The organism is Natronoarchaeum rubrum (genome assembly GCF_024494695.1).
This window is the reverse complement of record NZ_JANHDP010000009.1, coordinates 40882-66001: the sequence shown is the minus strand read 5'-3', so window position 1 is coordinate 66001 and position 25120 is coordinate 40882. Positions and strand designations below refer to the sequence as shown.

The window sequence follows — 25120 nt, the reverse complement described above, 5'->3', positions numbered from 1 at the left end:
GCACCGATCGTACAACCGCCTTACCTGTCGCAAGCGAGCTATAACAAAGAGAACACGACGTAATTGCCGGACAACGCCCGTCTGCTGGCGTTGGGAACTGAATGGTCTACACGCATCGAGAGCGCGACAGCACAGCAGCAATCGGAGAGAGTACGATCATCGGCGGAGAGTACGAGAGGAAACGATGACGAGCACCGAGCTCGGTCCGGACGTCGAGGTGCAGGGCGGCGCCACGGTCGGCACACCCGGCGACGACGGCGTGCCGGAGATCGGCGTCGACGCGACGATCCGCTCGGGGACGATCATCTACTCGGACGTGAAGATCGGCGACCGGTTCCAGACCGGCCACAACGCGCTGGTCCGCGAGGAGACCGTCATCGGCGACGACGTCGTCGTCGGGACCAACGCCGTCGTCGACGGCACGACGACGATCGGCGACGAGGTCAGCCTCCAGACCGGCGTGTACGTCCCGCCGTACACCGATATCGGCGACCAAGTGTTCCTCGGACCCCACGCGGTCTGCACGAACGACCCCTACCCGATCCGCCGGGACGTCGACCTCGTCGGGCCGACCCTGGAAGATCACACTTCGATCGGCGCCAACGCGGTGTTGCTACCCGGCGTCACGGTCGGCGAGGGCTCGTTCGTCGCCGCCGGTGCCGTCGTGACCGAGGATGTCCCGCCGGAGACGCTCGCCGTCGGCGCCCCGGCAACCCACGAACCGCTTCCCGAACCGCTCGACGGCCAGAACATGATCTGAATGAGTCGAACGACTACCGAAGCAACACTGTACGACGCCGACGCACAGAACGACGAACCGAGTGACGATCACGCCGACCCAGCGGCCAACGAGCCGGGTGACACGGCGACTGAGGAACGGCGCCGCGCCTTCCGCTCGGGGGAGATTCCCGTCGCCGTCTACGGCCTGGGCAAAATGGGCCTGCCGCTGGCGGCCGTCTACGCCGAGACCTGCGGCAACGTGATCGGCGCGGACGTCGACGAGGACGTCGTCGCGACGATCAACGCCGGCGACTGCCACGTCAAGCGCGAGCCCCAGCTGGCCGATCTCGTCGCCGAAACCGTCGGGTCCGGCGCCCTGCGCGCTGTCAGCGATCCGGCCGAGGCCGCCGCCGAGGCGACGGTCCACGTCGTCATCGTTCCGACCCTACTCAGCGAGGACGACGCGCCCGACCTCTCGATCCTCCGCGAGGTGATCGACGACGTCGCGACCGGCTTGGCACCGGGCGATCTGGTCGTCGTCGAGTCGACGGTGCCGCCCCGAACCTGCTCGGACGTCGTCGCTCCGCGACTGCGCGAGCAGAGCGGGCTCGAGGAGGGCGAGTTCGGCGTCGCCTTCTGTCCAGAGCGGACCGCGAGCGGGCGCGCAGTCGAGGACATCCGCGGCGCGTACCCGAAAGTCGTCGGCGGCGTCGACGCCGAGAGCATCCGCGCCGCCCGGTTGGTGTACGACGAGATCAACGACGAGGGGACGATCCCGGTCTCGGACGCGACGACCGCGGAGGCAGTCAAGGTGTTCGAGGGGGTCTATCGGGACGTCAACATCGCGCTCGCGAACGAACTCGCCAGAATGGCCGACGAGTTGGGAATCGACGTCACCGAGGCGATCGAGGTCGCCAACACCCAGCCGTACTGCGACATCCACGACCCCGGGCCGGGCGTCGGAGGACACTGCATTCCCTACTACCCCTACTTCCTGATCAACGGACTGGATAGCTGGAACCGGCTGCTCTCGACGGCCCGCGAGGTCAACGACGAGATGCCCGCGTTCACGGTGCGAAAGCTCGCCGAGGAGTTGGCGGGCGCCGGGAAGAACGTGGCCGACGCGACCGTGCTCGTCCTCGGACTCACGTACCGGGCCGGCGTCGAGGAAACCCGAGCGAGTCCGGCGATCCCGATCACCGAGCGACTCGAAGACCTGGACGCGGAGGTGCTGACGGTCGATCCGATGCTGGACGACACCGAGGAGTTCGCCGGCCGGCAGATCTCCCTCGACGCGATCCACGAGCAGGACGCCGACGCCGCCGTGCTGGTCACCGCACACGAGGACTTCGAGGATATCGACTGGTCGGCGTTCGCCCGCTCGCTGGTCGTCGTCGACGGACAGCAGACGCTCGATCTCTCGGAGACGCCGCATCGACAGTACACGATCGGCGTCGGGCAGCAATCCGAGGTCGACGCTGGCAGTCGACATGGCGATCGGTCGGGTGCTGCGGACCCCACTGATCCTGAGCGAATCGGCGACGGCGGCGTCGACGCCGGTGATGCTGTAGGCGATCCCTCTGACAACGGATGCTAGACGACCACTCGTTCGCGCTGTGTCTCACCCACGACGTCGATCGGCCGTACAAAACCTACCAGTCGGGGTATTACGCCGTCGCGGATCGCGACCCCTCGCACCTGCTGTCGGCGCTGCCGGGTCGGAACCCCTACTGGCAGTTCGAGGAGCTGATGGCTCTGGAGGACTCGCTGGGCGTCCGATCGGCCTTTTATTTCCTCGACGAGCAGAACCTGTTTCGGGATCGCCCGCTCCGTGACTGGGTCGACCCGGGTAACTGGAAACGCTACGTCGGGCGGTACGAACTCTCGGACCCCGCCATCGTCGACCTGATCCACGACCTCGACGAGGGCGGGTGGGAGGTCGGGCTCCACGGCTCCTACGAGTCCTACGACGATCCCGAGCGCCTGAGCGCCGAAAAAAGCCGGATCGAGTCGATCCTGGGCCGCGAGATCGTCGGCGGGCGCCAGCACTACCTCAACCTCGACGCGCCGGACACCTGGCGTCACCACGCCGACGCTGGGCTGAAGTACGACGCCAGCCTCGGTTCGTCGAGCACGTACGGATTCCAGTACGGCGACGAACCCTACCGTCCGTTCGGCGACGAGTTCGTGGTGTTCCCGCTGACGATCATGGAGGTCGCGCTCCCGGACCCGACCGAACATTTCGAACGCGCCTGGCGGGAGTGCCGGGGGGTGCTCGACGAGGCTCGCGAGCGCGAGGCGGTCGCGACGATTCTCTGGCACCCGCGGTACTTCAGCCAGCGCGATTTCCCCGGCTACGGGGAACTGTACCGTCGCATCGTCGAGTACGCGCTGGACGAGGGCGCGTGGGTCGGCCCGCCGGCCGACCTGTACGCCCGACTGGAGCAGCCCGACGGAGACGGCAGTACGGCCACGGGGAACGAATCCGGCGAGCGCGCGTCGGCATCCTCGGTGTAAACTACCCCACCCTACTCGCTCACGGCGTTGCCGTTCGCTTCGTTGAGGGTGGGGCTTTCGCGTGGACTCCTGTTCTGGCCGCCGTCGGCGGCAGGCTCGTACTCGCCGTTCACATTCAACGTCCCGCGATTCAAGCGCACGTTTACGGGTGCGCCTCCGCCCGACGACGTTTGCGTCGAGCGGAGATACTTCAGACCGATATTCTTTGCCGCGTTGTAGTCAGCGTTCACTTCGTAACCACACTTCTGGCAGCAGAACCGCTCTTGGGTCTTGCGGTTCTCTCGGAGTGTCGTCCCACACTTCGAACATCGTTGGGAGGTGTAGGCAGGACTCACCTGTTCAACCGAGACGCCGACCATCTCGGCTTTGTACTCAACGTACTCGAACAGGCGTCGAAACGCCCATGCATGGAACTTCTTGGCACGAGGCATCCGCTCACGAATGCCGGTCAGATTCTCGAACGCGATCACGTCACAGTCGTATTCGAGGGCTTCCGTGACGAGTTCTTTCGAGACGGTATGTAAGAAGTGGTCGTAGCGGCCCGTCTCGGTGCGTCCGACCGACTGGATGGTTTCGTGAGCGGCTCGCGTCCCGCGCTGGTGGAGTGACCCGCGTCGCTTCTCGAACTCGCGGTGCCAGTGATTCAGCTCTGCGCCGTTCCAGAACGTGCCTGTTGACGTGACGGCGACGTTTTCGATGCCGAGGTCAACGCCGAGGACTGTGCTGTGCTCGTCGTTGCCGTCGTCGGCAGTCTCGAACTCCACATCCGCCTTTGTGCGGACGTGAAGGTAGAACTCGCCGTCGCGGTAGTGGAGTTCTGCGCCCGTTACGTCGTAGTCGTCGTTGAACAGGTACTCCGAGTGGGGCGTCTCACGACTCTCGTCGGGAAGGACGTATTCAGCGGTGATACGTCCCTCAACAGTTGAGAGCGTGGCGTGGTCGTCGTTGAACGTCGCACACCGCTTGTCGTAGACGAGTGTCGGGGCAGTGAGGTGCGGTTTCCCCGCGTACTTGCCCTGTTTCCACCGGGCGACGACGCTTTGCACAGCGTCGGCGGCTTTGTTGCGAGCGTTCTGAACGAGATTTGCTTGCAGCCGCGTCTCGGCCCGCACGTCGTCGTAGGTTTCGCGTTGGAGGTCGGCTTTGCTCGTCGTCTTGTACTCGTCTTGCCAGGCGTGGTCGACGACGTAGTTGGCAGCCCACAGGAACTCGGAGATAGTTTCATGGAGGAGGTCGGCGTCGCTGTCGGCCACATTGAGCTGGACAGGGACGGTGCGGCGGACCTCCATCCGTACTTCAGATGTATTCTCTTGTTTTTAAATCAGTAACGATTCTGTGAGGAGTCGGCCGACAATCGAACGAGGCTGGTGTAGTGCCGGGTCGGTTTCCTCTCCGACCTACTCGCTCGCTCCGCTCGCTCCTTGAGGTCGGAGGCTCCACCTTGTATTATGCTGAGAAACGACCCTCTCCGTATCGGCGTTCTCGTCTTCGACCAACGTTCTCGTCCTCGATCGGCGTTCTTGCACTCGGTCTGCGTTCTCGTCCTCGATGGATGTCCTCCTACTCGATCAGCATACTCGACCTGTTCGGCGCGACGCCGCAGCGACACTCATCTCGACGGTGGAACTAAGTAATACCGAATCTATAGTATTACTCGAGATGAGTAATACCAAAGACGGCGAACGGATCGTCACCGTTACCGAGAAGGGTCAGGCCACGATCCCGAAGTCGCTCCGGGAGAAACACGGCATCACGGCGCCCGGACGCGTGAAATTCGTCGAGAGCGAGGACGGCGAGATTGTCGTCCGACCGGTGGGTACGATGCGGGAGTTCCGAGGACTCGAACGGACGGGCGGCGAGGACCGCTCCGCGACCGAGCTGCTTCAGGAGGAACGAGAGCGAGACGAACGAGGGAACGAGGAGTTAGTCGAGCGATTGACCGACAGCGGGGCTGACGGCGAAGACGATCGGGCTGCTGACGAGGACGATCGGGCTGCTGACGAGGACGATCAGGCTGCCGACGAGGACGATCCGAGCGATGACTGACGCGATCGTGTTCGACGCCGAGCCCGTCCTCGCTTACCTCGACGACGAGCCCGGTAGCGACGCCGTCGAGGAGTGGATCGACCGCGTGGCGTCCGGTGAGGTCGACGGGTACGTCAGCCCCGTCACGAAGACGGAGATCCTCTACGTCGGTTCGCGGATCGGCTTCGACGCCGCCGACGTCCGGGCGAGCCTCGACCGACTCGAAGCGATCGGCGTCGAGGTGTACGATCCGACCGACTGCTGGGAGACGGCCGCGGTGCTCAAGGATGCCTACGGGATGGCGCTCGGCGACGCCTACGCCCTGGCCACGGCGGAGGCGGTCGGCGGGGCGCTGCTAGCCGGTGCGGACGACGACTTCGACGAGGTCGACGGCAACGACGCCTCGATCGAGCGGTTTCGAGACGAACCAGCATAGCAGCGTCGTACGGACGGTCCGACTCCTGCAGACAGTCGCTGGACGGAGGGGGTGTTCCGGAATTTCCGCCACTCAGTCGAGATCCGCAGTCGTGTTACCACGTAACACTAGGGGCGGGGGGAGGGGGGTTTCCGCAATTCCCGAGTTATGGTGACCCCCCGAACAGCCGTCGTGTCCGCAAAGCACATAAAGAGAAGCTGCTGAGACTGTTTGACTATCTAAGTAAAAACAGAATACTACTGCCGTGCCTCTGTTTGAGATATTACTAGAACCGGCTACTACTACTACTACCAAAACAGCTATAATATAATAACAAAGCCGTAGGCGAACTCGACGCCCAACGAATGAAGAAACGTCTTCAATCGCCGCTCGTGCTCTCTACCCCTCCCCCACCGTTTTCGCGCTAATTGCGGAAACCCCCCTCCCCCCGTGTTTTATAAAGGAACCCGAATTGCAGAAATTGCGGAAATTGCGGAACGGGGGGTTTTATAAGTACCTCCCCTCACAGTGAAGATATGCCACAGTTCGGCGAGTCGGGGGACGTGTTGGCGCACGACGATGCGCTAAAAGACGACTGGACGCCCGAGGAACTCCCCGAGCGAGAGGAGGAACTCGCGGAGATCCACTACGTCCTCGAACCCGCGTCCCGTGGGTACACGCCGCACAACGCGTTCATCTACGGACCGGCCGGTCAGGGGAAGACGGTCGCGACCCAGATCAAGCTGAACGAGCTCCAGACGTATCTGGGGTCCAGCGACGACGTCGACGCCGAACTGCACACCTTCTTCGTCAACTGTGCTGACCTGACGTCGTCGTATCAAGTCGCCGGTGCGCTCCTCAAGGAAATTTCGCCGGAGTGGAACGAACGACCGCGCGGTCACGGCCTCTCGAACCTCTTCGACTGGATCTTCGAGCGGATGGAGGAGATCGGCGGGACGATCGTCGTCGTCCTCGACGAGATCGACGTGATCGGCGACGACGACACGATCCTCTACAAGCTCTCCCGCGCGCGAGCCAACGGCGACGTAGAGAACGTCCGGCTCTCGGTGCTCGGCATCTCCAACGACTTCGACTTCCACTCGAATCTCTCCCAGCGCGTCAAGGACACGCTCTGCGAGGAGGAGATTCGATTCGCACCCTACAACGCCGGCCAGCTGCGCGCGATTCTCTCCCGCCGCGCGGAAGTGGCGTTCCACGACGGTGTCCTCGAAGACGAGGTGATCCCGCTGTGTGCCGCGTACGCCGCTCAGGACAACGGGTCAGCTCGGCAGGCGATCCGCCTCCTCTACAAGGCCGGCACGGAAGCCCAGACCGCGGGCGACGATGTCGTCACTGAAACTCACGTTCGCGACGCTCGCGAGGAGATCGAGCGCAACGCGCTTCTGGAGGGGCTCAAGAACCTCACCGTCCAGGAACACTCGTCGCTCCTGTCGGTCGCCGCCCTCGAAGCGAACGGCCACACCCCCGCGCCGACGAAGGAGATCTACTCGGAGTACAAGTCGATCACGACGACGATCGACGTCGACGTGACGACGATGCGCAGCGTTCGCGACCACTTGCAGGCGCTGGATCTCTACAGCTTTCTGGAGGGCTCGAAGAAGACCGGTGGGAAGCGCGGCGGAGAACGGTGGATGTTCGAGCTCAACATCGATCTGAACGTCGTCCTCGACGTCCTGAGCGACAACGCACGATTCGACGATGTCGTCGACGACATCGAGCGCTCCGCGAAGCGGAACGGGCTCCTGTGATCTGGGTAGCGTTCGGCCGTACTCCGTCGGCGTCCCGGCCGTGAGCGAGCGGCACCCGGAATTGCGGAAATTGCGGAAACCCCCCTCCCCCTGGTCGCCCGGCCGCAGTCTCTCGTCCCCGCATCTCATTTTATTTCCCTATATATTTCCTCAAACGTCTTCTATTTTCGACCATCGCTCCGACACCAGCCTCTCGTCCCGCCAACGGTACTTTGTGAGGTGTTCACACCACGGAGCCGGGGACAACGCTCGCACATCCGGTAAGAAGGCGATAACAAAGGCCGGTCTCGCTGGAGCACAGACAGAACCAGCGAATGAGAGTCGAGCGCCTAGAGATATCGGAATGGAGCGATGCGCTCCCGAGCTCGGGAGTCGAACTGTTTCAGACGCCGGAGGCGCTGTCGGTGCTCGACGAGCACGCGACGGGCGAGCTTCGACTGTACGGCGGTTTCAAGGGCCAGCAGCCGATCGGTTTGTTCCCCCTGCTCGTCCAAGATCGGTCGATCGGGTCCGCCGTGCTGTCGCCGCTGCCGGGCTTTGGCGTCCCACGGATGGGGCCGCTGGTGATGCCGACCAGCCCGAAGCAGCGCAAGCGTGAGAAGGTGAACAACTCGTTCGTTGAGGCCGTACTGGACGACGTCGGCGTCGAGGACTCGCTGACCCTGTTCCGAACGATCTGCGGGACGGGCTACGACGACCCGCGTCCCTTCTCGTGGGCGGATCTCGACGTCGGGACGCGGTTCACGTACGTGCTCGATCTGGCCGACGAATCGCCCGACGACGTGCTGACGTCGTTCAGCAAGAGCCTCCGCCGGGAGATCCGCGACGGCGAGGACATCGACGTCGAGATCAGCAGGGAGGGCCTCGACGGCGCCCGGGCGGTGTACGAGGACACGAAGATCCGCTACCAGGAGCAGGACAAGACGTTCCCGCTGTCCTGGGAGTACGTCCGCGATCTCGTCGACGCGCTCGACGAGCGCTGCCGGGTGTACGTCGCGCGCACGGCCGACGGCGAGTTCCTCAGCGGGATCACGGTGCTGTACTCCGACGAGGCGGGGTACTTCTGGCAGGGTGGGACCCGGGCGACCCACGAGAACGTCAGCGTCAACAGCCTGCTGCACTGGCGGGTGATCCGCGACGTGATCGACGATCCGCCGATGGACTCGGTGACCAAGTACGACCTGATGGGCGCCAACACTGAGCGACTCTGCCGGTACAAGAGCAAGTTCGGCGCAGATCTGGTACCGTACTACGTCGTCGAGTCGCAGGGGACGGGGATGGACGTCGCCAAGCGCGCCTATCGGATGGTATCACGATGACAACCGACCCGTCCGATGCCGTCGTGACGGGCGATCGGTCGCCGCAAGTGCGTCCGGACGCCGAAGTACAATCTCAGGACGATGACGCGACGACGGACGACGACGGTGACGTAATGACGGATGACGGTGGCGTCGGGACGAGCGCCGACGAACCCCTGCGTGTGCTGAATCTCGTGACGAACGACGAGGCTCGGTTCTACAAGCAACAGGTGTCGGTGCTGGAAGCACAGGGCGTCTCCTGTACGACGCTCGCGGTTCCCAGTGATCGCGAGCACGGCACGAGCGGCGTCGACGGTCGGTCGCTTGGCGACTACGTCCGGTTCTACCCGCAGACGTTGCTGCGATCGTTCGAGGACTTCGACTTGATCCACGCCAACTACGGGTTGACCGGGCCGGCGGCGGTGCTTCAGCCGAACCTCCCGGTCGTGCTCTCGCTGTGGGGATCGGACTTGCTGGGAACCTACGGCCCGGTCAGCAAGCTCTGCGCTCGTCGGAGCGACGAGGTGATCGTCATGAGCGACCACATGGCCGATGCACTGGGTCGTGACTGTCACGTCATTCCCCACGGCGTCGACCTCGACAAGTTCGCGCCCCAGCCCCAGCGCGCCGCGCAGGAGGAACTCGGTTGGGACTCCGACGCGCTCCACGTGCTGTTCCCCTACGCGCGCTCGAAGGCGATCAAGAACCCCGCCCGGGCCGAGCGAGTCGTCGCGGCCGTCCGCGAGCGTCTGGGAACGCCTGTCGAGTTGCAGTTCGTCTCCGGCGTCCCCCACGACCGGATGCCGACGTACATGAACGCTGCCGACGCGCTGTTGCTCACGTCCGATCGGGAGGGATCGCCCAACTCCGTCAAGGAGGCGCTGGCCTGCAACCTGCCGGTCGTCTCGACCGACGTCGGTGACGTCCGCCAGCGGCTCTCGGGGGTTCGTCACTCCTTCGTCGGACTTGACGACGCCGAACTGGTCGACTGCCTGGTGTCGATCCTCGACGCTGGCGCCGAATCGAACGGCCGGGAGGTCGTCCGCGAACTGAGCGTCGAGCGCATGGGCGAACAGATCAGGGACGTGTACCGCGACGTCGTCGAGTCGTGATCGGCCTCAAGCTCGAACAAAAGCGACTGACCCGAGCCGAACGCGGATGCGACCGATGCCAACTGACCCACCATGAGTACTGACACGGATCGCACCGAGTCCCACGGAACGCGCCGAGCGCGCATCGCGCTGCTGGTCGGCTTCGTCGCGCTGACGACCGCCGTGATCGCGGCCCACCGCTCGCCGGCACAGAGCTACGAGCTGTCGATCTACGAGGCGACGCCGCTGCTGTTCTGGGGCGGCGTCGGCGTCGCGGCGCTGATCGGCGTCGGCATCGCCGTCCGCGGGCCCGGAACTCGCCGAATCGGGCAGGGAGCGACGCTGCTCGCGGGCGCCAGCGCGCTTTCGGTCGCCGCGCTGCCGATCCTGCGGGGCTACTACTTCTACGGCAAGGGCGACCCGTTGAGCCACCTCGGCTGGGCGCGGATGTTCGATGTCGGCGCGTTGCACCCTGTCGGGATGCGCTACCCGGCGATCCACTCGATTTCGGTGCTGCTGTCGAACGCGACGGGGATCGAACTCCGGCTGGCGATGATGCTGACCGTCGCCGTCTTCTTCCTCGTGTTCTTGCTGTTCGTCCCGCTGTGCGTCGCCGCGATCGCGGATACGGGGCCGGCGATCGCCGTCGGCGCAGTCTCCGCGCTGCTGTTGATGCCGATCAACAATCTCGGGACCCACGCGGTCGCGTATCCGACGACGCAGGCGATCATGTTCGCGCCGGTCGTGCTCTACCTCGCGATGGGGTACGCGAGCGACCGCGGCGACCACCGGCGGCTGGTCGGGAACGTCACCGGCGTCGGCCTGCTACTGGCGCTCTCGACGACTGCGGTCGTCTTGCTCCATCCCCAGCAGGCGGTGAACCTGCTCGGCGCGTTCGTCCTGATCGCGATGTTCCAGTACCTCTACCGGCGTCTCGGTCGCGATCATCCGATCGCAGCGCACCGCCGGCTGTACGCCCAGACGGGGATTTTCGCGCTGGTCTTCCTGCTGTGGTCGGCGCGCCTCGAACGAGTGTACACGGCGGTGGTGGCAATCGTGTCCGGGTTGCTATCGTCGACGCAACCGGGCGGCGCGGTCGCCAGTCGAGCGAGTTCGCTGACGCTGTTGGGCGGCAGCTTGGAGGAGATGTTCGTCAAGCTGTTCGGCGTCAGCCTGGTGTACGCGGTGCTCGCGGCGGTGCTGGCCGTCGCGGTGCTGGCCGGCGGCGTCGGACGGATCGACGACGACGGTACGGCGTACCTCGAGTATCTGGTTCTGACCGGCGTCCCCGCTGCCGGGTTCTTCGTGGTCTTTCTGCTGGCCAACGCCAAGACCCAGTACTTCCGGTACCACGGGTTCCTGATGGCGATCGTGACGATCCTCGGCGCAGTCGCGCTGACCGTCGGGATCGATCGCCTTCGCGACGTGCGCGGTCGAAGCGTTCTCTCCGGCGCTCTCGCGGTCGCGTTCGTGGCGTTTCTGGTGTTGCAGGCGGTGGCATTCCACCCGTCGCCCTACATCTACCAGCCCAACAGCCAGGTGACCGAGGCCGAGGTCGACGGGTACACGGCCGCGCTGGAGCACCGCAACGAGTCGACGGCGTTCGCCGGCATCCGGTCGGGCCCTCGCCGATTCGTCGATCTCCACTACGGGACGACGACGCGGGCGGCCGAGCAGTTCCCCTGGCGGCGCAGCGTCGTTCCGCAGGGTGACTTCCGGAACGGGACCCTCGAATCCGCGTTCGACGGGCCGACGTACGTGCCGGTGACGGAGGCCGACGTCGAGCGCGAGACCGGCCTCTACGAGGGGTTCCGGTACAACGAGTCCGGCTTCGAACAGCTCGAACGCGAGGTCGAGATCGACCGGGTGCAAGCCAACGATCAGTTCGCACTGTACCACGTCGATCCGAACGCCAGCGTCGGCGGCTGAGCGCGCTGACTGTCGGTCCGATTCGTATCGGTGTCGAGTAGGCGCTTTTTTCTACCGAATCTGTACTGACGAGTCTGCGCAACGTGTCCATAACAAAGCCCGCGCTGGAGGTGGTGCCGGACGAGCATGGTCCAGCGACACGGCCGTCGGCGCCGCGGCGTCGGCGGCGCCCCGGAGCTGTCGGGACGAACTGTACTGGTGACCGGCGGTGCGGGGTTCGTCGGTAGCCACCTGGTCGAGACGCTCGTCGACGACAACGAGGTCCGAGTGCTCGACGATCTCTCGGCCGGCCGCGCCGAACACGTTCCGCCGGGCGTCGAACTGATCGAGGGCGACGTCCGCGATCGGGACGTGCTCGGGTGGGCGATGTCGGACGTCGACGTCGTCTTCCACGAGGCCGGACTGGTCAGCGTCGACCGCTCGGTCGAGGTGCCCGCCGAGAGCCACGATACCAACGTCGCGGCGACTGTCAACTTACTGGACCGCGCGCGCGAGGAGGACGCCCGCGTCGTGCTGGCCTCCAGTTGCGCCATCTACGGCGACCCCGATTCGGTGCCGGTCAGCGAGACCGACGCCACGACGCCGACCTCGCCCTACGCGGTCGACAAGCTGGCGATCGACCACTACGCCCGCACCTACGACGACCTCTACGACGTCGACGTCGTTCCGCTGCGGTACTTCAACATCTACGGCCCCCGGCAGGCCGGCGGCGACTACAGCGGCGTCGTCAAAGCGTTTCTGGACCAGGCCCGCGCCGGCGAGCCGATCACGGTCCACGGCGACGGCGAGCAGACCCGCGACTTCGTCCACGTCTCCGATGTCGTGCAAGCGAATCTGGCCGCGGCGACGACCGACGAGACGGGACGGGCGTTCAACGTCGGAACCGGCCAGAGCACGTCGATCCGCCGGCTCGCCGAGGCGATCCGCGACGCTGTCGGCTCGGACTCCGAAATCGTTCACACCGACCCCAGGGCCGCCGACGTGCGCCACAGCCGGGCAGATGTGACTCGCGCGCGTGAAGAACTCGGTTTCGAGGCGACCGTCTCGTTGGAGGACGGACTGCGGACGCTGGTGGAGTAGCTCACAGACTGGCCAGACTTAGAGTAGCTCGCGGACCGGACGGACTCACTGCTCGAGCAGCGCGGGATTCTGAAACACGTCGACGCTCGCGGCGTCGTCCTCGACGAGCGCGGTGACGAACGTCGTCGTGTCGATCTTGTCGGCCAACAACTCGCGGCGCCGTTCCGACCAGTCCTCCTCGCCGTCGAGAATCGAGATCGCCTTCTGAATCGCCCGCTCGTGGCGGCGTCCGTCGGCGTAGCTGAACACCAGCCCGTACTCGTCGCGCAGTTCGTGGACGTTCCCCATCCCCTCGATCGTCGAGACGAGGATCGCTGGCGTCCCCAGCACCGCGCTCTCGGTCGCCATCGTCGCGCTCTCGCCGACGAAGAGGTCGGCCCGATACAGTAGGTCGTGGATCCGCTCGGGGGCGACCGACAGCTCGCGATCGGCTATCTCGGGCGGGAGATCGCCCTCGGCCGTGATGATCACCCGTGCGCCCTCGGCTTCGAGGCGTTCGACCGCGTCGCCGATGTCGTCGATCCCCTCGTCGCCGATGTCGTGGGCGGCCTCCCACGAGACTAGCCGCATCACGACGAGCTGCTCGTCCGGCGCGAGATCGATCTCCTCGGCGATCGAGGGGTCCGGTTCGAACCGGTCGGGATGGAGGTACGCGAGCTCGTGGTAGCCCGGATACTTGACGTGGTTCTCGCCGATGTCGTCCTGGTAGAACTCCGGGCTACAGACCCGATCGGCCAGCGGGTAGACGAACCGCTTTCGGTAGGTCGCGTGCTCGGTGTCGGTGAAGACGATGTCCCGGCAGCCCAGCGCCGCGGAGACGTGGACGACACCGGGCTCGCCGATGGCCATCATCACGTCGGGGCCGATATCGCGAGCGCGGCGGAACAGCCGCCACTCGTAGGCCAGCTGGACGGCCGCCTTCCCGGGGAGGCTCGACGCCCGACCGGCGATGACCTCGTGGTCGATCCCGTAGGCCGCCAGCAGGTCGATCGCGATGTCTTTCTCGCGGGCGAACACGTGGACGTCGTGGCCCCGGTGCTCTAACTCCGCGATCGCGTTCCGGAAGAAGTGGACGTGCGCCGGGTGCTGGATCGTGACGATCACGTCCAGTGTCGTGGCGTCCGCGCTGGTGTCGACGCCCGACTGCGTTCGAGATCCGGCGCCGCCGCGATCGCGGTCGTCGTAGTGCTGTCCGATCATGCTCTGTCGACCAGATTGATCCCGCGCTTGGCGACGTTGATCGCGTAGTCCTTGGCCGATTCGATCGCCCACTCTCTGGACGTTCGAGCCCACCGATTGGGATGGGTGAGCGCACAGAACCGGTCGATATCGCCCGAACGCAACAGCGCAGCCAGCTCTTCGGTCGTCCCAACCTGGATCCGCTTGTCACCATCGCCCATCGTGTGGTCCTTGATCTTCAGCGCGCCGTCCCGCCAGGTCCGCCCCGTGTCGGAGAAGTACGTCACGTCCTCGAAGTCCATCGAGAGGTACGCCTCGCCGAGCAGGTCGTAGTCATCGAACGTCGGCGTCCCGGCGCTTCGAGGTTCGGTCACGGTGCCCTCCGACGCCGCGACGCCGTTCGTCAGCACGCCCCCGTCAGCGGCCGTCCCGCCCTCCGTCGCCGCGGTGTCCCACATGTCCCGGTTGTCATAGGCGGTCAGCGGGTTGCCGTGCATGCAGACCGTGTCGACGGAGACGAGCGCCCGCATCCGGGCGAGTTCGGCGCTGAACGACTCGTGGGCCGCGGCGACGTCGCCGTCGGCACGATCCATGTCCTCGTAGTGGTAGCCAACTTCGTGGCCCAACTCCTCGATTCTCCGGATCAGCCCTGGTTGGAACGTCTTGTCGATCGTCCGGACGTAGTAGGTGCTCGACACGCCTCGCGTCGCTTCGAGACGAGCCATCGCCAGGGCGTTCTCGGGCTTCCGGTCGACGTCGTGGCGGAGAATAATGAACTGTTCCGGGAGCTCCTCGTCGTCTGTCGCGAGGTACTCTCTGACCGTGGGGAACTCGTACCCCGACTCAAGGCCGGCGTCGAGGAGTTCCCCGTAGGTTTCGAAGGTGAAATCCCGGTTCGTGTCGATCATTGTAGAATCGAAGGCGTTGTTCGGTGTTAGTAATCAGATTCCTATCCGGACGTCTCGGGGAGTAAACGGGTGTTAGGCGATAGAGTGCGGTGCTTACTCAGCGAATCGGTTGTATTCTATTTTCTGCTCCCCCACCCCACGACTTCATGTGTTCTTGGCGCGGCGTAATGCTTGGAGCATCAAAACGGGGATACCACCACACCACCGTCTCCTAAGTCATTGAGAGGACCTACCCCCCAGATTGTAAGTGTTTTCTCAACCCTAAGCGCCTCTAACGCCGATATTTGGGCAATAGAGCTAGAGATGCCTGATGCGGTGCTAGTTCCGAGATCGATGCCAATAACTGTGCACTTCACACGAGAATTGGGAGAAGAGCGTCTATCACTCCTGATATGATGAATTTACAAACACGACATAGGTATGTCTCCCTCAATTTCTGGGGTGTTCGGCTTCTTCACACCCCGAGTTGCAAGTGTTTATCGCCGTCAGATGCTCTAACATCGAGTAATTTTGGAAGTGGTAGAACACTTACAACGAGGGTCAGAGTCGTCTAAAGACTCCGGAAACGGTGGTGTGTCTGTGTGGTTGTCGTAACTACCAAGCAATCTATCTACGCTCATTGACTCCCCCGGGTGCGTCCGCATAAATCCGCTGTACTGCGTCGGCACGGATCGCCAAAATCGAATTGCGGAAACGGGGGTTGTGACGTGAATCGAGAATCGGAAGGGGCGGGAGTGAGCGAACGCCGATCGACGGCGTCGATCGGAATTTGAACCACGGTCGTTCCCGTTCGCTCGCTAGCGCTCGCTCACTTCTTACTCCCTGGTTCAAATCCCCCGTCGACCGCTCACCGGAACAGCAGTTGCTCGGCGATGAAACGCCTCGCAGAATAGTTCTGGTGAGCGGAAGGGGCGGGATTTGAACCACGCGAAGCCGTGAGGCTTCCACCCGAAGGTGGTGCTCTGCCACTAAGCTACCCTTCCAAAGAGTGTGTGGGTCAGCGGTGCAGTGGGCCAGGGGCACTGACGCCAACAGTTCGTACGCCGGCTTTCCCCATTGTTATAGGGCGTATACTCGGGTAGTAGCCGACAATTACCGGTCGATTGAACGAAACAACCCGGACGGACGACCGGACCGACCGATACCCGAACCGGGCTACTCGAACTCGCGCTCTTCGAGGTCTTCGTTCGCACGCATATCGAAGATCATCGCGAGCACGAGCGACAGCGCGCCGAGCAGTACGACCGGAAGGCCGCTCGGGCGCGGCTCGTCGCCGTCGCCGACCGGCGCGACGTTCCGCAGCGACCGGGCGAGCCCGGCGAGGCTGCCGGCGGCGCCGAGCGCGTACAGGAACACGACCGGGTTGAAGTCCCGCGCGAGATATTTCACCCGGAGGCGCCACAGGAAGTTCGAGAGCAGCATGCCCGACACCTTCGGGATGTACTCGCGGTAGCTGATGTGGCTCTCCTCGTCGTCGTACCGGCTCGGCACCGGCACGTCGGCCACGCGCAGCTCGTAGGCGTTGAGCTTGACCATGAGGTCGTTGCAGTAGCCGTAGTACTCGTACATGTCCTCGATCGGCGCTGCCTCCAGGGCGTCCAGCGAGATCGCGGTGTAGCCGTTCTGGGGATCGCCGAGCTTCCAGTAGCCGCTGGCGATCTTGGTCAGTACCGAGAGGATGCCGTTGCCGATCAGTCGGAACGTCGGCATCTCCTCGCGGTCGTCGGGGTCGAGCAATCGGTTGCCCTTGACGTAGTCCGCCCGGTCCTCGACGATCGGATCGAGCAGGCGATCGAGGAGTTCGGGGTCCATCTGGCCGTCGCCGCCCATCACCGCCGTGATCTCGATCTCGTCCTCACGGGCGCGCTCGTAGCCGGTCTTGATCGCGCCGCCGACGCCACGGTTCTCTTCGTGCTGGATCGGGACGACGCGCCGATCGGTCTGGACGCCGCCGTCCGATCGCCGACCGGACGAGGCGCGGTTCGCTTCGCTGGCCTCGCCCGCGTCGGTCACGGCGATCGACGCTGACTCGTTGACCCGTCGGGCGTGTCGCCGGATCTCCTCCCAGGTACCGTCGGTCGAGCAGTCGTCGACGACGTACACACGGTCGGTGTAGTCGGGAACCGTCTCGATCACGTCCCCGACGAACCCTTCCTCGTTGTACGCCGGGATAACGATCGCGACGCTACGCCCGCGGTACATGATTGGTCCCTCCCGGGATCGATAGCCCGGTTCGTTCCGCACCGCGAACAGTCACTGGCGAGAAGTGCTCCATTGGCTCGTCAGGACAGTAGCGGGAGCGCCCCATTGTTATTGGTCGCTTGTCTCTCCGGCGGCGGTTCGACGACTGTCGACGCCTCGCGATCGACTGGGTGTCGCGGAGACCGGGCGGTCGGCTGGCCGCGACGCGCTACTGGCGGCCGTCCCGCAATATCGGGCGTCTACACCGGTAATTGCCGTCCGTATCAAACGCACCCTAGCAGCTCTCACCCGATTTTGGACGCTCTATTACTAAGCCCGAAACCTCGGTAGGATCTGGCAACGTCGCCGTGTAACCCGGTGGCGAGGAACTGACTCATGCGAAAAGGTACCACGGCTGTGCTACTGTGTATCGTCTGTGCGGTCGCCCTGAGCGCCGGCAGCGTCGCCGCCCTCCCCGTGGCGGACGACGCCGACGCTCACGCGTCGGTCCATCCACAACAGGATGGAGCGGCAGCGCTTCAAGAGGGCAATTCCCAGACGTACGCGGTGACGCAGGGCGATCGGTGTATCACCCTCCAGGCGCTCGGAAACGGCTCCCAGACCGTCGAAGAGTTCTACGACTATCGGAACCCCGAAACCCACGACGGGCCGAACAACGTCTACAGCTCCTACGGCACCCGAGAGCTCCAGCGCGGCGACACGACGACGATGTTCGTCTACGAGGGCAGCGAGGGGACCAGCCTCGTCGTCATCCACGAACGAGTCGGCGACGATTCCGACGGCGGCGCCGTGACGATGCAGTTCGACGGCCTCGACGAGAACAGCGAGTGGGCCGTCCAAGACGACGTCTACAACGGGACCCGTCCCGGCGGCAATCTCGACGAGTGGAGCCACTCGGGAACCGCCGCCCGCGCGACGTGGGCCTACACCGGCAGCCGGAACGACGGCGGCGCGATCCGCGGCTTCGGCGAGGACGTGACGGTCACGCCGTACTTCAACGACCGAGCTGACTTCCGCGAGTACGAGGGCGACATCACCGAGTGGGAGGTCGTTTCGGCCGAAGGCGGCGAGTACAACCGGACGTCGCTCGAGAGCATGACCGAGGAAGTGACGGTCACGGCCGGCGGCTGCGCCGAGCTCACGGCCGAGTCCGTGACGACCTCGCCGTCGAACCCCTCGCCCGGCGAGACGGTCGACGTTCAGGCCACGGTCCAAAACAGCGGCGTGCAGGCCGGGACGTTCACCGTCGAGATCACGGCCGACGGCGAGGTCCTCGACACTCGCGAGGTCGAACTCGACGGCGGCGAGAGCCAGGACATCTCCGTCGAGACGACGTTCGACGAGGAAGGGTCCTACGAGATCGCGGTCGCCAACACGACCGCGACCGTCGAGGTTGCTGAAGGCGGCGGGGGATTGGGCGACGATGTGCTGCCCGGCTTCGGCGTCGCCGCCGCGCTTGCGGCCGTCGCGGGCGCTACCGCGATCGGACTCCGTCGGCGTCGGTAACATAACCGTTCGCCGGTCCGGTGAGCTCCTCCCACCGCCGGCTCGGCGCCGAGAATCTTTCTTCGGATACGGAGTCGCCGACTTTCTTCGATACGATCAGACGACGCGCAGGCGACTGCCCGCGTACTACGATACCTCGTTCTTCAGCCGCTTCGACGTCGATCCGTAGAAAAAGCGATGATCGGCCAGTGGCCGCACTCGATCTGATCGGTCAGTCGCCGCCGCGACCGATCGTGTAGACGCGGTGCTCGTCGAGCGCGTCGTCTGCGTCGGGATCGAGCGCGTCGCGGCCGTCTAGGAGGACGATCGGGTCGTCGAACGTTCCCCAGTCGAACTGCCCGAACTCGTCGTGGTCGGTCACCAGCACCGCGGCGTCGACGTCCATCTCGGCGACGTGGTCGAGGTCGGCGAGGTAGACGTCGTCGAACGCCGAGAAGTCGTCGAGCAGCGGGTCGACGCCGACGACGGTCGCGCCGAACCGGTCCAGTGCCTCGCCGAGTGCTACCGCGGGCGACTTCCGGGAATCGGCGACGGAGCGGCGGTACGACAGCCCAAATAGGACGACGACGGCGTCCTCGACGTGCGTGTCGGCGGCCGCGAGCTCGCGGACGAGCGTCCGCGCGGTGAACTCCGGCATCGCCTCGTTGCGTTCCCGGGCGGCCGACAGCAGCGGCGTCTCGGTCGCGCACTCGTTGACGAAGTAGTATGGATGGTCCGGCAGCGCGTGGCCGCCGGCGCCGGGGCCGGGCTCGTGGACTTGGCAGTGGGGCTGGGTGTTCGCGGCGTCGATCGCCCGCCGCACGTCGGTTTCCAGTTCCTCGGCCAGGCGCGCCAGCTCGTTGGCCAGCGCGACGTTGACGTCCCGGTAGGCGCTCTCGATCACCTTCGCGCACTCGGCGACCGTGCTGTCGGGCACCGTCACGACGTCGCCGACGCGCAGCTCGTCGTAGATCAGCGCCGCGGCCCGCGCGCTCTCGGCGTCGACGCCGCCGACGATCTTCGGATGGTTCCCGCGGAGATCGGTGAGCGCCCTCCCCGGCGCTGCTCGCGACGGGCAGGCGGCGACGCCGAACTCGTCGGCGTCGAGGTCGCTGCCGGCTTCGAGGATCGGCTGCACGATCTCCTCGCAGGTCCCCGGCGGGACGGCCGACTCGACCAGCACGAGATCGCCCCGATCGAGCCCGCCGGACACGTCGCGGAGCATCGTCCGGAGCTCCGAGAGGTCGGGCGCGTCGTCGTCCCGAATGCCGGTCTCGGCGACGACGACGTGGACGCTCGCGGCGTCCGCGACCGTCGGGAAGTCGGCCGTCGCGGTGAGCGCGTCGGCGCCGACGGCGGTCCGCAGCAGCGACTCCAGGCGCGGCTCGTGGCTGATCGGGCACTCCCCGTCGGCGATCCGGCGGGCGCGGTCGCGGTCGGTCGCGGCGCCGAGTACGTCGCCGGTCGTGCTGGCGTAGACGATCGACAGCGGGAGACCGATTCGGCCGAGGCCGTACACCGCCACGGGTACTTCGCCGGAGCGGAACGCCTCGCGCTGCCGTTCGGGAGCGGCGTCGCTGCCGTAGAGTCGCCGGCCGGTCTGCCTGGAGACGGCTTCGCTCATTGCCTCGGGGTGACCTGCTTGGTCTCGGTCGCTTCGTCCTCGATCTCGCGGGCCAGCTTCAGCGCTTCGAGCCCGTCCTCACCCGTAACCACAGGTTCGGTTCCCTCCTCGATCGCCTCGGCGAACGCCGACAGCTCCTTTTTGAGCGGTTCGCCGTTGTCGACCGTGGGGTGCTCGACGATGTTCTCGTGGCGGTAGCGGACGTCGCCGTTCTCCTCGATGTACTCGGGAATCGAGTGGCGGTGGATCTGGACCGACCGCGAGATGTAGTCGACGTGGACCTGACACTCCTCGGCCGTGATCGACAGCTCGCGGACCTTTTGCTGGGTCACGCGGCTGGCCGTTAGCGACCCGACGACGCCGCCGTCGAGATCGACCGTCGCGGTGACGTACTGCCCGTCCGCTGCACCGGCGGCCTCGGTGACCGCGGCGTCCTCGCCGATCAGTGCCAGCAGCACGTCGAGGTCGTGGATCATCAGGTCCAGCACCGCGCTGGCCTGCAGGTCCCGATCCAGCGGTGGGCCGAGTCGACGCGCGTCGACGGCGATCACGTTCAGGTCGGGTACGATGTCGGCCAGCGCCCGGATCGCGGGGTTGAACCGCTCGATGTGGCCGACCTGCAGCGTGAGATCGCGTTCGCGAGCGCGATCGATGAGTCGCCGGCCCGCGTCGAGCGAGTCGACGAACGGCTTCTCGACGAGCACGTGGGTGTCGCGATCGAGCGCCTTGCTGGCGGTCTCGTAGTGGTACGGCGTCGGGACGGCGACCGACACCGCGTCGACCGCGTCCAGCAGCTCCTCCATCCCCATCGCCGCCGTCTCGTAGGTGTCGGCGGCCGCCCGCGCGGCCTCCGCGTCGGCGTCAGCGACGCCGACCAGTTCGGTTTCCGGCAGTTCTCGGTACACTCTGGCGTGGTGGCGGCCCATGCTTCCCACGCCGATAACGCCCGTTCTGAGTTGGTCCGTGGACATGTGATTACTCGAAGTACGACTGCACGATGGTCGCGATCGTCCGCACGTCGTCGTCCGACAACTTCGGATGGACCGGTAGCGACAGCACCTCGTCGGCGGTCTGCTCGGCCACCGGCGCGTCGGCGTCGACGTGTTCGTACGCTGGCTGTTCGTGGATCGGCGTCGGGTAGTACACCCCGGTGTCGATGCCCGAGTCCTCCAGGTACTCCCGGAGCCCGTCGCGGTCCGACGAGCGGATCGTGTACTGGTGGTAGGCGTGGCGGGCGTGGGGCGGATCGAACGGCGGCGCGACCGCGGACATGCCGCCGAGCCGGTCGGTGAGTTCGCGGGCGTTGCGACGCCGGGCGTCGACGTACTCCGGGAGCTTCTCCAGTTGCGCGCGGCCGATCGCGGCGGCGATGCTGGTCATCCGGAAGTTGTGGCCGAGCTCGGCGTGGTCGTACGCGCCGTCCCGGCCGTGGTTGATGAACTGCGCCGCGCGCTCGGCGATGTCGGCCCGGTCGGTCGTGATCATCCCGCCCTCCCCGGTCGTCATGTTCTTCGTCGGGTAAAAGGAGAAGCAGGCGGCGTCGCCCAGCGATCCGACGGGGCGGCCCTGGTAGGTCGCGCCGTGTGCCTGCGCGGCGTCTTCGACGAGGTCGGCGTCGTGCTCGTCGGCGATCTCGGCCAGCGGCTCGACGTCCGCGGGCAGGCCGTACAGGTGGACTGCCAGGATCGCGTCGACCTCGCCGTCGTGGGCCTCGAACGTCTCCGCGACGGCGCCGGGATCGAGGTTGTACGTCTCCGGGTCGATGTCCGCGAACACCGGCGTCGCGCCGGTCATCCGGATCGCGTTGGCGCTCGCGACAAAGGAGAACGGCGAGGTCACCACGCGGTCGCCCTCGCCGATTCCCAGTGCGTGCAGGGCGGCGTGGAGCGCCGTCGTCCCATTCGAGGTGGCGACGCCGTGGTCGGCCTCGCAGTAGCTCGCGAACTCCTCCTCGAAGGTGCGCACGGTGGGACCGTCCGCGACGACGCCGCTGTCGATCACCTCGCTGACGCGGCGCTGCTCTTCCTCGCCGAGATCCGGGTCGGCGATCGGTATCGTCGTCACGGCGTCACCTCCGCGGCGGTGGAGGACCGTCCCCACGACGGCGAGGTCGCCGTAGGGGACGGCGAGGTCGTTGCTAGTCGGTCGTGTGGCTCCGAAGTAGCCAGGTATGTCGAATGCATGGTATATCCGTTGTCGGTACTCGTCTCGGACTACCCGCTGCTTATCAACGTGCCACCTTTGTTATGCGCCAGTTGCCCCCGGCGTAGAACACGTCTTATCGCCGTGCTGTCGGGCGAAACCCGTATCCACGAGCGCCGCTTAGGCTGTCGTATGACTCTCTCTCACGCCTCGTCTGGCGGGTCGTCAGGCGGTCCCGTATCGGGGCGGGTCCTTTTTAGCCACTATGTAACAAAGTAATGATTGAAAGACAGCATGCTGTAGAGGTTCGGAACCGCAACCAGGCGAGCGCCGAGCATGACACGTAATTAATGTCCCAACCCGACCGCGACGTACTTTCCCAAGACGTAGTGTTTGATCTGTTGAGTAGTCCTCGGCGACGGTTCGTGCTGTACTACCTCAACCAGGTCGACGGCGAAGTCGAGATCGGCGAGCTGGCCGACGAGGTCGCCGCCTGGGAAAACGACACCGACGTCGACGACCTGACGAGCCAGCAGCGCAAGCGCGTGTACGTGTCACTGTACCAGACGCACGTCCCGAAGATGGAGGACGCCGGTATCATCGAGTACGACTCCGACCGCGGGGTCGTGGCACTCGCCGACCAGGCCGACGACATCAGCGCGTATCTCTCACGAGAGGAAGACGGCCGCCCGTGGCAGCGGTACTATCTCGGACTGGCCGCGATCAGCGCACTGTTCTATCTCGCAGTCGAGTTCGGCGTCGCCGGCTTCGCCGCCCTGGGCGAATTCACCGCAGGGTTGCTGATCATCGTCGCGTTCGCGGCGATGGCGATCGTTCACCTGATCGACACCCAGCGCAGCGGCGGGGAAATCTCGACGGAACTGATCGACAACCGACGGCGCTGAATCCGCTCGGCCGCACTGTGCGTCCTCCAGCCGCGACGCCGACGGCCACTCTCGTGCTACGAGACCGCTAGACGTTATCCTTCGCCCGTCCTCGCTCATCCGTCACTATCTGTCGGCCGCCGCAGAGACAGCCGTGCCGTCAGCAACGGAACTGAACTCGAAGCGAGCGCGATGCCGCAGCTGCCCGTGCATGCGTGAACGAATAAATAAAGCATCTGCCCGTTCTCGTCGAGGCTGACTGCGCTCGGTACGTCTAACTGCGATCTCGGAGTTCCGATCGTGCGAGAGTACCGGCGGCGCGGTTCGCCGGTCAGCGCTCCGGTGATCAGCCGCCGGCCGTCCCGTTGACGGTGATCCAGAGGTGTTTGTCAGCGCTCTCGGCATCGACGTCGTCGGGCGCGTCGCCCCGGTAGAGGTAGTAGTTGAGCCGGAGCGTATCGCCGGTCAGCGACGGGTCGGCGGTGTGGCGGATCTGAGCGGTTGAGCCGGCGTCGACTGACGTCTCCAGGCGTGTCATTTCGGACTCCTCTAGAACCTCCAGCGATCCATTGGTCTCCTCGACCCGGTGCGTCTCGACCACGACGATGTACTCGCGCTCCTCGTCGGCGCCGTTGGTGACCGAGACGACCAACTCCTCGCTGGCGCCTGGGGGGAGCTCTTCGGGATAGTTCGAGGTGACGAGCTCGCCGGACTCGTTCTCGGTTAGCAACTCGAACTGCGTCGTCGCGGGGCCGCTCTGGGGCGCGACCAGCGCGTAGCCGACCGCGCTCAGCGCGACGATCATGCTCAGGATCAAGACGACGTTCAGCGCCCCGTCGAAACGGGTGTCCGGCGCGAACAGCCCGCGGTAGGCGTCGGTCGACGCGGCGCCGATCGGCGCCCGGAACCGCTCGCTCCGGGGGAGCCGCCACCGCCGGACGACCGCGACGAGCATCCCGAGCGCGGTGAACCCTCCCAGCGCGACGAGTACCGCTCGCGGCTCGAATCCCCACCGCGTGCTGGGGAGTGCGAGCCCGAACAGCGGTAGTATCGCGAGGCTCCCGGCGAGCGACAGCGCCAGACGCTCGTACCAGCCGGGCGTGCCGCCGGCCAGCAGTCCATCCACCGTCGACTCGTCGCCAATCGCCGATTCCTCGAGATGGCCGGGAAACGCCGCGGCGACGAGGGCGTACCCCGGGAGGAATAGGACCAGCGGGAGACCGAGTAGCGCCCGGACCGATCCGCCGACCTCGAGGACGTACAGCGCGCCGGCACTCGCCGCCAGGTACCCTAGAACGGCGATCACGTCCAGCGCGCCCGGGCGGACGGATCGCCGGAGCCGGGTGCGCCACGTCGTCTCGACGTCGCCGTGGGTCATCGCCCGGACGGGGCAGCGGGACAGTCATCGCGCGGCGCGCGTGCGAGCGTCTCGATGGCAGAAATCGTCATTCGGGTCACTCGTCCGAGCAACTGACCGGTCAAACGCATTGTAATAGCGTCCTTAGCCGTCCCGAACGATCCGGTCGAGTCGATCGGGCCGAAATCTCGATCAGACGCCTACAGTCGGGCGGCACCCCGATCGTCATCGTGACGTGCTCGTCGGCTGTGCTCACGGCGTGCATTCGGAACGGATGGCGATACCGGACCGCGCACGAACCGTGGCAAACGCAACCACACCCTCCGTGACGGCACGTATCGTCAGTCGGCTATCAACTACACCGGACCAGACGTACGGAGTGGTGAGTATCTATCTTCAGACCGAGGTAAAACGAACATACTCTAGACGATACACGCAGTCGTCACAGTTTTTCGTAGCTTAAAGTATGATCGATTGGGGAATTCCGTTTCGACG

At 65.4% G+C, this 25120-nt stretch carries 20 protein-coding genes and 1 tRNA gene; 12 read left to right on the top strand and 9 right to left on the bottom strand.

The window, feature by feature from the left end; translation table 11 throughout:
- Positions 1-184 precede the first annotated feature (184 nt).
- From NO931_RS19725 to NO931_RS19715, 3 genes are read left to right on the top strand one after another with little or no spacing between them, the layout of a single operon-like run.
- The gene (locus tag NO931_RS19725) at positions 185-760 is read left to right on the top strand and encodes an acyltransferase (RefSeq protein WP_256394083.1); all 576 of its coding nucleotides are present in this window, start codon (positions 185-187) and stop codon (positions 758-760) included.
- A complete protein-coding gene (locus NO931_RS19720) occupies positions 761-2317 on the top strand; it encodes a nucleotide sugar dehydrogenase (RefSeq protein WP_256394082.1) in 1557 nt (518 codons plus the stop codon). It abuts the gene before it with no gap.
- The gene (locus NO931_RS19715; protein ID WP_256394081.1) at positions 2311-3237 is read left to right on the top strand and encodes a polysaccharide deacetylase family protein; all 927 of its coding nucleotides are present in this window, start codon (positions 2311-2313) and stop codon (positions 3235-3237) included. The genes NO931_RS19720 and NO931_RS19715 overlap by 7 nt, the downstream gene beginning before the upstream one ends.
- An 11-nt stretch (positions 3238-3248) precedes the next feature.
- Here the strand turns inward: NO931_RS19715 and NO931_RS19710 are convergent, their stop codons facing one another.
- A complete protein-coding gene (locus tag NO931_RS19710) occupies positions 3249-4526 on the bottom strand; it encodes an RNA-guided endonuclease InsQ/TnpB family protein (RefSeq protein WP_256394080.1) in 1278 nt (425 codons plus the stop codon).
- A gap of 370 nt (positions 4527-4896) precedes the next feature.
- On the opposite strand from NO931_RS19710, the gene NO931_RS19705 reads away from it, so the two are divergent.
- The 7 genes from NO931_RS19705 (at position 4897) to NO931_RS19675 (ending at position 12844) form a co-directional block, all read left to right on the top strand.
- Positions 4897-5283, top strand: coding sequence for an AbrB/MazE/SpoVT family DNA-binding domain-containing protein (locus NO931_RS19705; protein WP_256394079.1), 387 nt, complete (start codon positions 4897-4899; stop codon positions 5281-5283).
- A complete protein-coding gene (locus NO931_RS19700; protein ID WP_256394078.1) occupies positions 5276-5698 on the top strand; it encodes a type II toxin-antitoxin system VapC family toxin in 423 nt (140 codons plus the stop codon). The genes NO931_RS19705 and NO931_RS19700 overlap by 8 nt, the downstream gene beginning before the upstream one ends.
- Before the next feature lie 515 nt (positions 5699-6213).
- The gene (locus tag NO931_RS19695; protein WP_256394077.1) at positions 6214-7446 is read left to right on the top strand and encodes a Cdc6/Cdc18 family protein; all 1233 of its coding nucleotides are present in this window, start codon (positions 6214-6216) and stop codon (positions 7444-7446) included.
- Between the two features lie 314 nt (positions 7447-7760).
- Entirely contained in the window at positions 7761-8765 is a 1005-nt protein-coding gene (locus NO931_RS19690) for a lipid II:glycine glycyltransferase FemX (RefSeq protein WP_256394076.1), read from the top strand.
- A 155-nt stretch (positions 8766-8920) separates the two neighbouring features.
- Positions 8921-9856 (top strand): glycosyltransferase family 4 protein, encoded by a 936-nt coding sequence (locus NO931_RS19685; RefSeq protein WP_375142090.1) that lies wholly within the window; start codon positions 8921-8923, stop codon positions 9854-9856.
- Positions 9857-9928: 72 nt separating this feature from the next.
- On the top strand, positions 9929-11764 hold the full coding sequence (locus NO931_RS19680) for a hypothetical protein (RefSeq protein WP_256394074.1): 1836 nt from the start codon (positions 9929-9931) through the stop codon (positions 11762-11764).
- A 126-nt stretch (positions 11765-11890) separates the two neighbouring features.
- A complete protein-coding gene (locus NO931_RS19675; protein ID WP_256394073.1) occupies positions 11891-12844 on the top strand; it encodes an NAD-dependent epimerase/dehydratase family protein in 954 nt (317 codons plus the stop codon).
- A gap of 45 nt (positions 12845-12889) precedes the next feature.
- Here the strand turns inward: NO931_RS19675 and NO931_RS19670 are convergent, their stop codons facing one another.
- From NO931_RS19670 to NO931_RS19655, 4 genes are all read right to left on the bottom strand, one after another.
- Positions 12890-13954, bottom strand: a complete 1065-nt coding sequence (locus tag NO931_RS19670) for a DUF354 domain-containing protein (protein WP_375142089.1) — start codon at positions 13952-13954, stop codon at positions 12890-12892.
- A gap of 86 nt (positions 13955-14040) precedes the next feature.
- Positions 14041-14931 (bottom strand): polysaccharide deacetylase family protein, encoded by an 891-nt coding sequence (locus NO931_RS19665; protein ID WP_256394071.1) that lies wholly within the window; start codon positions 14929-14931, stop codon positions 14041-14043.
- A 903-nt stretch (positions 14932-15834) separates the two neighbouring features.
- A tRNA-OTHER gene (locus NO931_RS19660) sits at positions 15835-15914 on the bottom strand.
- 172 nt (positions 15915-16086) lie between these two features.
- Positions 16087-17133 (bottom strand): glycosyltransferase family 2 protein, encoded by a 1047-nt coding sequence (locus NO931_RS19655; protein ID WP_256394070.1) that lies wholly within the window; start codon positions 17131-17133, stop codon positions 16087-16089.
- A 375-nt stretch (positions 17134-17508) separates the two neighbouring features.
- Between NO931_RS19655 and NO931_RS19650 the strand changes: the two genes are divergently transcribed.
- The gene (locus NO931_RS19650; RefSeq protein ID WP_256394069.1) at positions 17509-18639 is read left to right on the top strand and encodes a CARDB domain-containing protein; all 1131 of its coding nucleotides are present in this window, start codon (positions 17509-17511) and stop codon (positions 18637-18639) included.
- A gap of 211 nt (positions 18640-18850) precedes the next feature.
- Here the strand turns inward: NO931_RS19650 and NO931_RS19645 are convergent, their stop codons facing one another.
- From NO931_RS19645 to NO931_RS19635, 3 genes are read right to left on the bottom strand one after another with little or no spacing between them, the layout of a single operon-like run.
- The gene (locus NO931_RS19645; protein ID WP_256394068.1) at positions 18851-20242 is read right to left on the bottom strand and encodes a nucleotide sugar dehydrogenase; all 1392 of its coding nucleotides are present in this window, start codon (positions 20240-20242) and stop codon (positions 18851-18853) included.
- Positions 20239-21213 carry a Gfo/Idh/MocA family protein gene (locus tag NO931_RS19640; RefSeq protein WP_256394067.1) on the bottom strand — a complete coding sequence of 325 codons (975 nt, stop codon included), beginning with the start codon at positions 21211-21213 and terminating at the stop codon, positions 20239-20241. The genes NO931_RS19645 and NO931_RS19640 overlap by 4 nt, the downstream gene beginning before the upstream one ends.
- Positions 21214-21217: 4 nt before the next feature.
- The gene (locus NO931_RS19635) at positions 21218-22306 is read right to left on the bottom strand and encodes a DegT/DnrJ/EryC1/StrS family aminotransferase (protein WP_256394066.1); all 1089 of its coding nucleotides are present in this window, start codon (positions 22304-22306) and stop codon (positions 21218-21220) included.
- A gap of 479 nt (positions 22307-22785) precedes the next feature.
- Here NO931_RS19635 and NO931_RS19630 point away from each other — a divergent pair, with 479 nt between their 5' ends.
- Positions 22786-23289, top strand: a complete 504-nt coding sequence (locus tag NO931_RS19630) for a DUF7344 domain-containing protein (RefSeq protein ID WP_256394065.1) — start codon at positions 22786-22788, stop codon at positions 23287-23289.
- A 325-nt stretch (positions 23290-23614) separates the two neighbouring features.
- Here NO931_RS19630 and NO931_RS19625 read toward each other — a convergent pair whose 3' ends face one another.
- Complete coding sequence (locus NO931_RS19625) at positions 23615-24646, bottom strand: DUF1616 domain-containing protein (protein ID WP_256394064.1); 1032 nt, start codon at positions 24644-24646, stop codon at positions 23615-23617.
- Positions 24647-25120 lie beyond the last annotated feature (474 nt).